The organism is Nodularia chucula CCY0103 (assembly GCF_963923915.1).
Classification (GTDB): domain Bacteria; phylum Cyanobacteriota; class Cyanobacteriia; order Cyanobacteriales; family Nostocaceae; genus Nodularia; species Nodularia chucula.
In genome coordinates this window covers 1-13866 of sequence record NZ_CAWUOL010000070.1, presented here as the reverse complement: position 1 = coordinate 13866, position 13866 = coordinate 1, and the positions used below count along the sequence as shown (strand labels likewise).

The 13866-nt window shown below is 42.1% G+C and carries 13 protein-coding genes; 9 read left to right on the top strand and 4 right to left on the bottom strand.

What is annotated here, in order from left to right:
- The first annotated feature begins 19 nt into the window (after positions 1-19).
- The gene (locus ACM0OP_RS17340) at positions 20-1303 is read left to right on the top strand and encodes a valine--pyruvate transaminase (protein ID WP_414529667.1); all 1284 of its coding nucleotides are present in this window, start codon (positions 20-22) and stop codon (positions 1301-1303) included.
- Between the two features lie 54 nt (positions 1304-1357).
- Positions 1358-2050 (top strand): ribosome maturation factor RimM, encoded by a 693-nt coding sequence (gene rimM / locus ACM0OP_RS17335; RefSeq protein WP_414529666.1) that lies wholly within the window; start codon positions 1358-1360, stop codon positions 2048-2050.
- Positions 2051-2070: 20 nt separating this feature from the next.
- On the opposite strand, the gene ACM0OP_RS17330 is transcribed toward rimM, so the two are convergent.
- Positions 2071-3144, bottom strand: a complete 1074-nt coding sequence (locus ACM0OP_RS17330) for a serine/threonine protein kinase (RefSeq protein WP_414529665.1) — start codon at positions 3142-3144, stop codon at positions 2071-2073.
- A gap of 159 nt (positions 3145-3303) precedes the next feature.
- Positions 3304-4197 carry an alpha/beta fold hydrolase gene (locus ACM0OP_RS17325; protein ID WP_414529664.1) on the bottom strand — a complete coding sequence of 298 codons (894 nt, stop codon included), beginning with the start codon at positions 4195-4197 and terminating at the stop codon, positions 3304-3306.
- Between the two features lie 207 nt (positions 4198-4404).
- Between ACM0OP_RS17325 and ACM0OP_RS17320 the strand changes: the two genes are divergently transcribed.
- The 5 genes from ACM0OP_RS17320 (at position 4405) to ACM0OP_RS17300 (ending at position 10464) form a co-directional block, all read left to right on the top strand.
- Positions 4405-4599: an NAD(P)H dehydrogenase subunit NdhS gene (locus ACM0OP_RS17320; protein ID WP_239727489.1), complete on the top strand. Its 195-nt coding sequence runs from the start codon at positions 4405-4407 to the stop codon at positions 4597-4599.
- Between the two features lie 117 nt (positions 4600-4716).
- A complete protein-coding gene (locus ACM0OP_RS17315) occupies positions 4717-5373 on the top strand; it encodes an HAS-barrel domain-containing protein (RefSeq protein ID WP_414529676.1) in 657 nt (218 codons plus the stop codon).
- A 109-nt stretch (positions 5374-5482) separates the two neighbouring features.
- Positions 5483-7645, top strand: a complete 2163-nt coding sequence (locus ACM0OP_RS17310; RefSeq protein ID WP_414529663.1) for a cation:proton antiporter domain-containing protein — start codon at positions 5483-5485, stop codon at positions 7643-7645.
- 221 nt (positions 7646-7866) lie between these two features.
- Complete coding sequence (locus ACM0OP_RS17305; protein WP_414529662.1) at positions 7867-8826, top strand: UDP-glucuronic acid decarboxylase family protein; 960 nt, start codon at positions 7867-7869, stop codon at positions 8824-8826.
- A 246-nt stretch (positions 8827-9072) separates the two neighbouring features.
- The gene (locus ACM0OP_RS17300; RefSeq protein ID WP_414529661.1) at positions 9073-10464 is read left to right on the top strand and encodes a UDP-glucose dehydrogenase family protein; all 1392 of its coding nucleotides are present in this window, start codon (positions 9073-9075) and stop codon (positions 10462-10464) included.
- Between the two features lie 146 nt (positions 10465-10610).
- Here the strand turns inward: ACM0OP_RS17300 and ACM0OP_RS17295 are convergent, their stop codons facing one another.
- Positions 10611-11405, bottom strand: a complete 795-nt coding sequence (locus tag ACM0OP_RS17295) for an LmeA family phospholipid-binding protein (protein WP_414529675.1) — start codon at positions 11403-11405, stop codon at positions 10611-10613.
- Positions 11406-11698: 293 nt separating this feature from the next.
- Between ACM0OP_RS17295 and ACM0OP_RS17290 the strand changes: the two genes are divergently transcribed.
- Complete coding sequence (locus ACM0OP_RS17290; RefSeq protein ID WP_414529660.1) at positions 11699-12346, top strand: Uma2 family endonuclease; 648 nt, start codon at positions 11699-11701, stop codon at positions 12344-12346.
- 132 nt (positions 12347-12478) lie between these two features.
- On the top strand, positions 12479-12727 hold the full coding sequence (locus tag ACM0OP_RS17285; RefSeq protein WP_414529659.1) for a hypothetical protein: 249 nt from the start codon (positions 12479-12481) through the stop codon (positions 12725-12727).
- A 278-nt stretch (positions 12728-13005) separates the two neighbouring features.
- On the opposite strand, the gene ACM0OP_RS17280 is transcribed toward ACM0OP_RS17285, so the two are convergent.
- On the bottom strand, positions 13006-13500 hold the full coding sequence (locus ACM0OP_RS17280; RefSeq protein ID WP_414529658.1) for a hypothetical protein: 495 nt from the start codon (positions 13498-13500) through the stop codon (positions 13006-13008).
- Between the last annotated feature and the right edge of the window lie 366 nt (positions 13501-13866).

The window sequence follows — 13866 nt, the reverse complement described above, 5'->3', positions numbered from 1 at the left end:
CTTTATTGTTACAAAGCTTATGAACCCTGCCCTCACTAAAATTGGCGCTCAAATGTCTAACCTGACTGGTGTAAGAGCGATTATGAAGGACATTGTAGAAACGTTAAAAGCTGGGGCGGGGCAAGAATTTATGAATTTGAGCGCTGGGAACCCGTTGATTTTGCCGGAGGTGGAACAGTTGTGGCGGGACTGTACGGCGGAATTGTTGGCTGGTTCTGAGTATGGTGAGGTGGTTTGTCGTTATGGTTCTAGTCAGGGTTATCCTCCGTTGATTGAGGCGATCGCCAATGACTTCAACAAACGCTATGGTTTAAACTTGAGCGATCGCAATATCTTAATTACACCCGGTAGTCAAAGCCTCTACTTCTACGCTGCCAATGCCTTCGGCGGTTACACAAATCAAGGACAACTCAAGCAAATTGTTTTACCTCTTAGCCCCGACTATACAGGCTATGGCGGTGTTTGTTTAGAGCAAGAAGCCTTAATCGCCTATAAACCAACTTTAGATATTGATGCAGCCGCTCACAGGTTTAAATATCGTCCAGATTTCAGCCAACTATCAATTTCAGAAAACACCGGTTGCGTCCTGTTCTCTCGTCCCTGTAACCCCACTGGTAATGTGCTTTCTGATGACGAAGTGAAAAAAATTGCGGCTTTGGCTGCACCTTTCAATGTGCCTGTATTAATTGATTCGGCTTATGCGCCTCCTTTCCCAGCTTTGAATTTTACGGAAATGACTCCCGTGTTCGGTGAGAATATTTTGCACTGCATGAGTTTATCAAAGGTGGGATTACCTGGAGAACGCATTGGTGTTGCCATTGGTGATGAAGGCATAATCCAAGCCTTGGAGTGCTTTCAGACAAATTTGTGTATTCATCCCTCACGCTATGGTCAAGCGATTGCCGCTATTGCAATTAATTCTGGGGCTTTAGGCCAAATCGCTGAGGAAGTGATTCGTCCTTTTTATCAGAAAAAGTTTACTGTACTTGAAGATACTCTAGATACGGCAATGCCCAAGGATTTACCTTGGTTCCTCCATCGCGGTGAAGGAGCGATTTTTGCTTGGTTATGGCTACAGGATTTACCGATGACTGATTGGGAATTTTACCAGGAATTAAAGCAAGTGGGTGTGATTGTTGTTCCTGGAAGTGGGTTTTTCCCTGGTTTGCGGGAAGAATGGTTGCACAAGCATGAGTGTTTACGCATTAGTCTGACTGGTAGTGATGCGGAAATTGTGACGGGAATGCAGCGTTTGGCACAGGTGGCTGAACGGGTTTATCAGCGTGCTGCTGTCAGCGCGTAAGTAATTCGTAATTCGTGGGGGTTTCAATTTGGATGTGTTGTGGTAGTTAAGATTATGAAAACGAACCGCCAAGGCGCAAAGGGCGCGAAGAAGGAGATGGATAAGAAAGGGAAGCAAGATGGTAGTAGTCCCCAGTCCCCAGTCCCCAGTCCCCAGTCCCCAGTCCCCAATGCCGATGAATGGTTGGAAATTGGGAAAATTGTCGCTCCTCAAGGTTTGGCTGGGGAGTTACGGGTTTATCCGGAGTCGGATTTTCCAGAACGGTTTGAGGTTCCGGGTACTCGTTGGTTATGGCATCCTGGGGATCAGGAACCCCAACCTGTGGAGTTGTTGTCGGGACGTTATGTGGAAGGGAAAAATCTTTGTATAATTTCTTTGGCTGGGGTGGAAAATCGCAATGATGCTGAGGCTTTGCGTGATTATAAGTTGATGGTTCCCGCAAGCGATCGCCCCCAATTAGGCGAAGATGAATATCATGTTACCGATTTGATCGGAATGTTGGTATTCATGCAGGAGTCTGGGGAACTTGTCGGTAAGGTGGTAGATGTAATTCCGGCTGGTAATTTTTTATTAGAAGTCCAACTTCATCAGCCAGATGAACCTGTCCCGGAAGCAGCATCACTGCCCAAATCCCAGAAGCGTCTTTTAATACCCTTTGTTAAGGCGATCGCCCCCGTGGTAGATATAGAATCCCGTCGCATTGAAATTACTCCCCCCCCTGGTTTGCTAGAACTAGCCATTGGGTAATGGGGACACTTCGACTACGCTCAGTGCAAGTTGGGTATTGAGAAGTAACAATCTTTCCCCCCTGCACCCCCAGGGCTGTTTCGTTCCCTACTCCCTACTCCCAACTTCATAAATTCCATCTGCTGTCCTGGGGCGGAAATTATCAAAGTTGTAATTGTTGCTGCGATGATCCCCATCATGACTAGGCAAATTACATCTGTTTTTTTTCTCAGTTTGATTGCCGCAATTAAAGTATCTATGTTACTATGGTTACAAGTGAAAGAAATTTCCTCAAGTGCTTTTAAAGCCAGAAAAGCATTAGCATAGCGGTGTCTACACTTAAATTCTACCAACTTCATTAACCACAATTTAAAACGTGGATTGAGTTGGGGAAAAATTGTGTCGAAACTAAAGCGATACTTGTGATCTATTAATTGACAAATATCAATAGAACGAGTATTACTCAGTAAACAAATCAGTGTCACCCCTAAACTATACAGGTCTGAAGCCTTGGTAAGAGGATAACCAAGTTGTTCCTCTGGTGGCATAAAACCTGGGGTTCCAGAAGCGAAGCTAGTCAGAACCATTTTTGCTTTCTCTAATCTAGCCAGATCAAAATCAATTAAGTAAGCATTGAGTTCTTCATCAACTAGGATGTTTTCTGGCTTAATATCCCGATGAATAATGGGGTCTTTTCGTTGTTGCAGATAAACTAAAATCTCTAAAATTGATATCGCTATTTTTTGAATTTCTTCCTGGTTAAAATTGCGGCGGAAACCTAGTGATGGAGCATTTTTATACTCCTGTACTAAATAAAAATTATTTGCTGTTGCAAAAGATCCTATGTAGCGGGGGATGCGAGGATGATTAAGTTGTCGCAAGATTTGAATTTCACGTTCATAAGTCTTCAAACCTGACAAATCAGCACTCGTACTGGCAAAGTTGAACTCTTTAATGACTACCTGTTGATGAGAGTTACAAACCTGAGCCAGATAAGTAATGCGTCCCTCTACCTGATTCCGTCCTAGTTGTTTAATAACTTTATAGCCTAACTGGGAAAAATCAGGATAATGACTGAGGCAAATTACCTCTCGATTATCTACATCAAGCTCCATTACACACACCATCTGAGTTTGATTTTGTCAAGCTGGAATTAAAAAATATTCACCCAGTATGATGACTCAGCCGACACAAATATGCATTGTATGCGTAAGGAAATAGTTGTTGCATCTATCTACAGGCTAGATGCCCAGAGGGGGCATCTGGAGGCTTAACTATTGCTTTTGCGCCAACCAAGCGATAATCTGGGCGTTAACAATATCTGGAACTTCATCGTGGGGACAGTGACCAGCGTTAGGAATGGGAACAATCTTGATGTCTTGGCCATTCTCACAAGCCTGTTCATAAATCTTCGCCCCGGTAATTGGTGTCCAAGGATCATCAGCACCCCAAACTACTAATAAAGGACGTGTGATTTTGGGCAATAGTTCCTCTGGAGTTGGTCCGGGAGGGGCTGTGAGGATGGAAGCGAAAACTTGCTGCGCTCCGGGGTCACAAGATGGAGTATAAAGAATATCGATTAATTCATCTGTGACGGCTTCACGGTTACGGTAAACTTGGTATAGAGTGCGACGAATTTGAGATTTTTGGCGAATGCGGTTATACACAAATTTACCTGTGATGGGCGATCGCACAAATCTGTTAAATGCTCCCATAACTAGCCGTAAAGGTGGGTTTAACTCATGGGGACGATGGCTCAAACCACCAGCCGAGTTAATTAAAACACCACCAGCCGTAATTTCTGGATGTTCAGCCAGCACCATCAAGCTTATAAGTGCGCCAATGGAATTACCCACAAATACCGCAGGTTCTTGGATGTGTTCTGTCCAAAAATCCTTTAGTAGTTCTACCCACACATCTACAGTGTAATTAATTGGTGCTTTATCCGAACCACCAAAGCCCAAAAGATCCACAGCAAAAACCCGATAGCCTGCGTTGGCTAAAACCGGGATATTTTTTCGCCAGTGTCCAATAGAAGCACCAAAGCCATGCACCAGTACCAAAGGGCGACCTTTACCCATGACAGTATATTGAATTTTATAGTCCCGCCAAGTCCAAACCAATTTTTCTAAGGTTGCTAAAGGCAGCTGCTCTGTAGTTCCGGTCATTATTAAAATTTATGAAGTATTCTTCTATTTTTGCAATGTATTCCTAATTTATCCAATATTTCCTACTCATGCTCCCACACCTCCCACACTCCCCACACTCCCTACTCCCTTCAGCAAATAACCAGAACACTAGGAACTAGAGACTCTTAACTGTAGACTAATAATAAGTATTAAGCTATAAACAGTAAACCAGCGAGGGTAAACATCATGATTCTGCCTGGATCAACAGTTCGCGTCAAAAATCCCGCAGACACTTATTATCGCTACGAAGGACTTGTACAAAGGATTAGTGATGGCAAGGTAGCTGTACTCTTTGAAGGTGGAAACTGGGATAAATTAATTACCTTTCGCCTCTCAGAATTAGAAGCAGTAGAACTGACAGCCGGACGTAAAGGTAAATAGATGAATAGTCATTAGTATTTCCACCCCGCCCTGAAGCAGGAAGTATTAGTCATTCAGTCAGTAAAAAAACTGGTGACTAATTACTACAAATCTAATGACCAAGGAAAAATAACCAAGATGCGTCTACCTTTACCACAGTTTGCCACAGGCGATCGCCATCCCAGTCACATTGCCGAAGTCATCGAAACTACTTCTACCGAATTTTTAGCACAATGTTTGGAACCAGAAGACCTGAGTTTTCCTCCCATGCCTCCTTTTGGTAGTTGGGTACGTGCAGTGGATGAAGAATCTGGCAATGAAATTTATGCCGTACTGTATAACGCTACAACCATGCCCATCGATTCAGTACATCGGGCTGTAGCGCTGGGTTTGTCACTACAAGATTTACGGGAAGAACAACCCCAAATTTTTGCCATGTTGAAAACTGAATTTCGGGCTGTGATTGTAGGGTTTAAAAATTCCTCCCAGCGTTTGGGGATGAACCAAGGAATATATCAGTATTTACCACCCCGTCCACCGCAAATTCACCAAGCTGTTTATTTATGTGAACCAGAAGCCATTGTCAAATTCACTGAAGAACTTGATTTTTTACGGACGTTGCTGACTATAACTGGTGCGCCAGTAGAAGCATTAACAGCAGCAGCTATCCGCCATGTTTACCAATTACGCAAAACTGACCGACAATGGTTAATTAAAGCTGGACGTACTCTCAGCGTTTTATTAAAAGATGACTACGATCGCCTACGGTTTATTTTAAGTCAAATCCATCCATAGGCATCTAAATCTAATTACATCAATTTAATTTTATTAATTTTTATCAAGGTGGCTTTTATCGCAACCGCCTACTCCCTACTCCCTCCTCTCGCCCTTTAAACTCCAACCTATGGAATTAATATCACAAGTTCTTGCCCTAGAACCAACTTCTCAAGTTCTCAGAGAGGAACCAATAGTAGCCTTTGCTGTATTGGTAGTGGTGATCTTAGTCATACCCATTCTATTTGAGAGGCTGAGACTACCCGGATTAATCGGCTTAGTCTTGTCTGGGGTGGTACTCGGTCCATCAGGCTGGAACTTCTTTCACACAGAATCACCGATTCCCAGCTTGCTATCAGATATTGGCTTATTGTACTTGATGTTTGTAGCAGGTTTAGAAGTAGAAATCAAGCATTTCCGCCGTCGAAAACAACGCTCCTTGGGATTTGGGATTCTCACCTTTATTTTCCCCCTGCTCGTGGGAACCCTCATCGGAGAGATGTTTGATTTAGGCTGGAATGGGGCGCTGTTAACTGGCTCTTTGTTAGCTTCTCATACCTTGGTGGCATATCCTATTCTCTGTCGTCTGGGGGTAATCAATAAGAATGAAGCCGTGACTGTCACAATGGGAGCGACAGTTTTTACTAATCTTGCTGCTGTGCTAGTCTTAGCTGTCTGTCTAGCTACCAAGGACACTGAGGTATTTAGGCTAGATAAATTACTACCCATATTAATGTGGTTGGGTGTTTACACCATCATCATGTTAGCGGGATTTGATTGGGCTGGTAAAGAATTTTTCCGGCGATGTGGAGATGATCAAGGGAATAAATTGTTATTTGTCTTATCTACCGTATTTCTGGGGGTAGTAGGCGCTCAATTTATTGGGGTAGACACAATTGTCGGCGGATTTTTAGCAGGTTTGGCGGTGAATACAGCTGTGGGTGAAGGACCACTGAAAGACAAGGTGATATTTGTTGGTAGTGTGATATTTATTCCCATTTTCTTAGTGAATTTTGGGTTAATGATTGACCTCCCGGCGGCGATTAGCAGTACCACTACTCTGGAATTAACCATTGCGATTGTAGTTGGTTTAATTATGAGCAAATTCCTTGCGGCTTTCTGTACAAAGGTGCTGTATCGCTACAACAGGGAAGAAATGCTAACTATGTGGTCCCTATCAATACCTCAAATGGGTACAACCTTAGCAGCAACTTTTGTGGGATATCAGGCGGGTTTGCTCCCAGAGGCTGTTTTAAACAGTGTGGTGGTGTTAATGCTGGTGACGACACTGTTAGGACTATGGATGAGTAATCAGACGGTGGGGGCTTTGGTAGCCTTAGCAATTCCAGAATCACCTGCTGCTGTCTGTGATGAGAGTATAGAAACTCAGGAGAATCCGCCGACAATAGTTGTACCTTTGTATAATCCTCAAACTCAGCAGTATTTGATGGAAATGGCGGCATTATTAGCAGATCAATCTCATGGTAAAATTGTACCATTGGCGATCGCCACAGCTGCTGCCCAAATGGATGCACCACAGTTAGACGCTTCTCTACGCCGTAGTCAACGTTTATTAGCAAAAGCCACAGCCCAAAGTCGATTATTAGGAGTAGAAGCAGAACCATTACTGCGAATTGATGATGCATTTGCATTAGGTATTAGTAGAGCAGCTCGGGAACAGCAAGCCAGTTTAATTCTTATGGGTTGGGGTAAACGCACTGGTTTCAGAGCGCGGTTGTTTGGTAATGTGATTGATAACGTCATTTGGTCGGCTCATTGTCCTGTAGCAGTGACGCGCCTGGTGGACTCACCTAAAAAAATCCAACGGATCTTAGTACCCATAGAAAATTTAACAGCATCACCATTGCAACCTTTAGAATTGGCTCAGATGCTGGCTGAGGCTAATCAAGCCCAAGTGACTGTACTTCATGTGTGCAACAGTGAACCTCGGCGTTGGCGCAGTCATAGCCGTAGCAGTTCCCCCCAAATCGCCGCCAAGCGAACGCACCTCACCCAATTAATCTCTCCATTAGCCCTAGCCAATCCCCCTGAAATTCAAATTATCGCCCATGAAAATGCTGTCCAAGCAATTTTACAGGCTGCCAGATTATATGATTTAGTAGTATTACCTTTTATCCGGAATCGTTCCCACGTTGGTGGGTTAGCTATAAGCGATATGACCACCCAGTTAGCGGGACAACTTACCTGCTCTATTGTCATGCTGGGAGAACCTCAAGACAGTCAAAAGAAAATTTTTATCCCAGATATTTCCTCCCCGACACTGGTTGTTTAATCAACAATTAGCTGTTTTCCCCCTGACAGACATTGAGTGAAATCACTAGGTTAAAGATTTGATGAATTATCAGCCAAACTAAACAATACTGAGAGGATATAAGATACCGTGTTATGTAACTTGTCTTACAATTGATCAAGACATATTTTTGGCTCAAAACTTGGTACTCTAACTTAAAGTTAGACAGCAACTAGAATTATTTATAAAGTTAGTGGGAAACTATGAGAATTTTGGTGACAGGCGGTGCTGGGTTTATTGGTTCCCATCTGATTGATAGATTAATCCCCGCAGGACATGAAGTTATTTGCTTAGATAACTTTTACACAGGTCATAAAAACAATATCCTCAAATGGATTAATAATCCCAATTTTGAACTCATCCGCCACGATATCACAGAACCAATTCGCTTAGAAGTAGATCAAATCTATCATTTAGCCTGTCCTGCATCCCCAGTACATTATCAGTACAACCCCGTGAAAACCGTGAAAACTAACGTTATGGGGACACTGAATATGTTGGGGTTAGCTAAACGGGTGAAGGCTAGGTTCTTTTTAGCCTCCACTAGCGAAGTTTACGGTGATCCGGAAGTTCATCCCCAAACTGAAGAGTATCGAGGTAGCGTTAATCCCATCGGTATCCGTTCATGTTACGACGAAGGCAAACGCATTGCCGAAACTTTGGCCTTTGATTACTACAGACAAAATAAAGTTGAGATTCGCGTAGCGCGAATTTTCAATACCTACGGGCCGAGAATGTTGGAAAATGATGGTCGGGTGGTGAGTAATTTCATCGTCCAAGCCTTACAAGGTAATCCTTTAACTGTGTACGGTGATGGCTCCCAAACTCGGAGTTTTTGTTATGTTTCTGACTTAGTGGAAGGGTTTATCCGCCTGATGAATGGTGACTATGTTGGCCCTGTGAATTTAGGGAATCCAGGAGAATACACCATTTTGGAATTGGCTGAAGCTGTGCAAAATATGGTCAACCCGGACGCGAAAATTAAGTTTGAGCCACTTCCTTCTGATGATCCCCGTCGTCGTCAACCTGATATTACTAAAGCTAAAACTTTATTAAATTGGGAACCGACGATTCCCCTACAAGAAGGTTTAAAACTCACAGTAGCAGATTTCCGCGATCGCCAAACCCACACGAAAGGCGAAGTCATAAAAGCTCATACTTAGAATTGAGATTTAGCGGTATTCATAAACACTGCTGGGAATATTTGTCCAGGTTGATCTAGTAGCCTGTGCCATAGTTACTGAAGAAGTATAGGGGAAGGGGTACAAGCTCCGTTTGGGTCTTCTCCCTTGCTCTCTGCTCCCTGCTCCCCTGCTTCTTTTGACTGGTCTTACCAGTGAAACATAAGTGTCAAATATGACAACTATTTTTGTAAAAGCTAACCTTTAAAGAATGAGGATTTAAACTAAATGCGTGTTTGCGTCATTGGTACTGGCTACGTTGGTTTGGTTACAGGTGCTTGCTTGGCTCACATCGGCCATGATGTGATTTGCGTCGATAATAATGAAGAAAAAGTCAAATTAATGAAATCTGGGCAGTCCCCCATTTTTGAGCCGGGACTTTCAGAGATTATGCAGGCTGCTATTAAAGCCGAGAAAATTCATTTTACTACAGATATTGCCGCCGGAGTTGCCCACGGGGAAGTGCTGTTTATTGCTGTGGGAACACCACCTTTACCTACTGGCGAAAGTGATACCCGCTATGTGGAAGCTGTCGCCCGTGGGATTGGCGAAAATCTCAACGGTGGTTATAAGGTAATTGTGAATAAATCTACGGTCCCCATTGGTTCTGGTGACTGGGTAAGAATGATTGTTTTGGATGGGATTGCGGAACGTCAAAAAACCCTTGTTCCAGCAGGTCGTGTCCCCATTGAACCAAAATTACCGGAAAATTTACCTCAATTCGATGTAGTCAGTAATCCTGAGTTTTTGCGTGAAGGTTCAGCGGTGTATGATACCTTTAACCCAGATCGCATCGTTTTAGGTGGTAATAGTCAAAAGGCGATCGCCTTAATGAAAGAACTCTATACACCTATTGTCGAACGTCAATATGCTGCTGATAAATTTTTACCCCCAGTACCTGTATTATCTACAGACCTGAGTTCCGCAGAGATGATCAAATACGCTGCTAACGCCTTTTTAGCCACCAAAATTAGCTTTATTAACGAAGTAGCGAATATTTGCGATCGCGTCGGTGCGGACGTTACCCAAGTAGCAAAAGGTATTGGTTTAGATTCCCGCATAGGTAACAAATTTTTAAACGCTGGTATTGGTTGGGGTGGTTCCTGCTTCCCCAAAGATGTCTCCGCACTGATTCACACAGCCGAAGACTATGGCTATGAAGCCCAAATTATGAAAGCTGCTGTTAGTGTCAACGAGCGCCAACGCTTAATTGCTTTAGAAAAACTGCAACAAGTTCTCAAAATTCTCAAAGGTAAAACAGTGGGACTTCTGGGTTTAACCTTCAAACCAGATACCGATGATATGCGCGATGCGCCAGCACTCAACCTCATTGAGCAGCTTAACCGACTAGGAGCTAAAGTCAAAGCCTACGACCCCATTGTTTCCCAAACAGGTTTACGTCATGGTTTAACTGGCGTGTTAGTGGAAACCGATGCGGAAAGGCTAGCTGATGGTTGCGACGCTTTAGTATTAGTCACCGAATGGCAGCAGTTTAGCAGTCTAGAGTACGCTAAAATGGCAAAACTAATGAACCATCCCGTGATGATTGATGGTCGTAACTTCTTAGATCCTGAAACCATGATCAACGCTGGTTTCCAATATGTAGGCGTAGGAAGATAACAGTTATCAGTTAACAGTTGACAGTTATCAATCAAAAGAAATAATTGGTTTTAAGTCCTCCACTATATCCAGTTATCAATTAAGACACATAACTGTTGACTGTTAACTAAATCTTCCACAATCCACCTTGCTCACTGATAACTGGTTTAAGCGTTACGGGGAATACGTTCTATTTCCGCATATCCACTAAAAATTAACCTTTTCCCTTCAGTTTCTAAACGATTCAATCGCATTTTCACACCATCAAGGTCAAAGCGATCCAAATCAACCATATTATCTAAAATTTCCGCCAGAGCCATACTTAAACTTTGGGAAACTTCCCGTTGTGCTTCGGGTACTGATTCCAGTTCAATTTGGGGGTTTTGGAAAGAAATCCGCCGTCTTCTTTCCACAGCTACAGTCATCACCATCTGGAGTGGGACAATTTCACCATTATTTAAATCTGCTTTAGCTAAAATCCGGAGACAATTATCCGTTAACAGTTCTACTTGAATATCGGTAAAGGAAACTGGTTGACCGCCGGATATTGCTGTTAAGGAAGGTGCTGTCAGGTTCACTAGATGCTGTGTTACCAGTTGAGCATTAAAGGCTTGGTTAATCCCCGCTTCTGATAATACTACGTGCGCGATCGCTTGGGTGGTTTGTTTGAGATTGAGCTTACCACTCAGAACTGCACCGAAGTCAATAGCAACCGCATCGGTTTCAAAGGACATTTCCTCGACCAAAAAATCTTTACGAATCACCAAGCCAGTACCGCTCATCTTAAAGCTATCAATGCTGCCTTGCAACAGTTTGCTGGAGGGATAGCAGCGCACAAAGACTTCTACTGACTTGCTTTGGGTAAACAAGTGGCGAATCGTTTGGCTGGCGACTGTATTGAGCATTCGCTCTCCCCAATCTGTGCTTTGAGAATCTTTTAAACCAGTAAGTCCGCCGAACATGAAGTTTTGGATCTCTAGAAGTTCTTTATACTTTTGTAACAAATCGTGAAGAATACAGCAAGCGATCCCCAGATTCATTTTGGTGATGGTGACGTGAGCGATCGCTAATGATTGATAGTTACGTATGTTATGTATTACTTTTTTTTATATCAGTAGCTCAAATTCTTATTGTTCACGAATCGATTCAACGTCAAAATATTAATTATAGATTGGGTTTTATCTACCAGTGCAGACTTCAGGGTTTCAGAGAGTGAAACTCAAACCTAAACAGCAAACGATACGGAGGAACAACGGTGGTTACACTACAACTGCGCCAAATTGATGTTCAACCAGGACAATGTTTAATATTACGCGAGATTAATTGGGAAGAATTTGAAGCAATTTTAGAAGAATTAGGAGAACATCGCGGTGCGCGAGTTGCTTACTATCAGGGAGTGTTAGAAATTAGGATGCCGTTGCCAGAACATGAAAAAGCTAAGATAATAATTGGCGAATTTGTGAAAATTTTGCTTGATGAATTAGAAATAGACTGGGAACCTTATGGTTCAACCACATTTAAGCGTCAAGAAATGGCCGCAGGTTTAGAACCAGATGATTGTTTTTATATTCAAAATGCAGCACAAATGATCGGTAAAAATCGGCTGAATTTATCAGTTGATCCGCCTCCAGATTTAGCAATTGAAATAGACGTAACCTCAAAGACTCAACTTTCAGCTTATGTGGCGTTGGGTGTTCCTGAACTTTGGTCTTATGCGGATAGTCAATTGCAGATTTTTCTGTTACGTGAAGGTGAGTATGTGCAGGTAGAAAATAGCCCCACTTTTGGAGATTTACCTGTAGTTGAGGGTATTTTGCAATTTTTGAAGTTGAGCGAGATAGAGGGTGCTAGTACAGCGCGGCGAGCTTTTCGGCAATGGGTGCGTTCTCTTCTAGGGGGATGAGTAGGATTGAATTTAAGCGAGAAATTTAGTTAGAGAAATCGTTCTAGTCATTTCTTTCATTACTAGTATTATCAGCTGTTGGATGGGAATACTTAAAGAAGGTTATCAGAAAACTTCTCACCACTACAGAAAATGACATATCCCAATATTATAGAACTTGCAAAGCAGGGTGATACAGATGCGATCGCTCATTTCCTTAACCAATCCTTAAACTTCCCAGACATTCCCAAAGTCTCGATTAAACAGGGTTGTCTGAAAGTAGTCCTGGAGTCAGCCACAGTTCCACAACAAGCTGAACTCTTACCAATAATCATTACAGAGATAACCTATTTAAACCTAGCATCTATTAAGACAGTCAAACAAGGTGAAAGTGTCTATTAATTCTTATCAACGGATACTGCACATAATAATGATCAACCATCACGTAACATTACTAGCGTTTGTCAGCCTAGCTGTGGTAGGGTATGACACCAGTATCCTACCACCTACTGAAAACTGGATAGTTATAAATGTTGATGATGGACACAGCCTCACCATAAGACCAAAGAATATCTAAATACTCTTTATTAGGATCAGCCAAAGATTGCTACAAAGCCTTCTTTTAAAAGAGTTTCAGGCTATTTTGCTTATGGTAAGAGCTTCGTTATATTTACGCCATATTAATACTCTATGGCTTTCTCACTAACGTATACATTAACTCCATTTTCTGTTCTATATTTAACTATTTTAGCAAAGTTTTTAGCATGATACTCACTGATAAAAGCACCAATGACGTATTTACCATTTTTGGATTGACCACCTGCTTTACAGAGTTCAGCCTTAACTATAATATCTGAGATTTTTTTGTCATCAGTAGAAACAAGCCAGGCTTTTTTTACTGTTCCGTTTTTTATGTCAGGGCTTACACATTTACCGTTTATAGGGAACTCAGCATTTTTTTCTAATTCTAAGTGTTTTAGAAGAGACTCCGTAGTAGAATGACGTTCTGCAAGTGTAGCACTTTCCATAGCAATCCAAACCGTAGCTGTCGCAGCAATAACCCCAAGTATCTGAAGAAACACCTCTATGGGAAATTCAGCTTTTACAGGCTTAGGAAAGGAAAAAATTAACACTAAACCAACGCATAAACCAGAAATAGTTTTTTTGAATTTCATAAATTTACCAATTTTGTACTTTTTAGTATTTCAACAGAAAAGTTAACTCCCTTAATTGGAGTACCACTCAAATCTGCCTCTGAAAGAGATTCATCTTTGAAAGTAGAAATTTCCAATATTGTTACAAAACTTTATATTACATATAGCAATCCTACCCCCATAGTGAGAAAATCCGTAGATAAAAATGCTTATAAAATAAGCATTTGAGCCTTGTTGAACTCTCATAAATCATTTAGGATTGCTATATTTAGAGACAAGTAGGTGGGCGAGGCAAAACCTAAATGTATAAAGCAATGTTAAGAGGACAAATAATTGTTAAATTTAAAACGTTCTGTACGGTAATTATTTCGTTCTCCTCTGGCATCT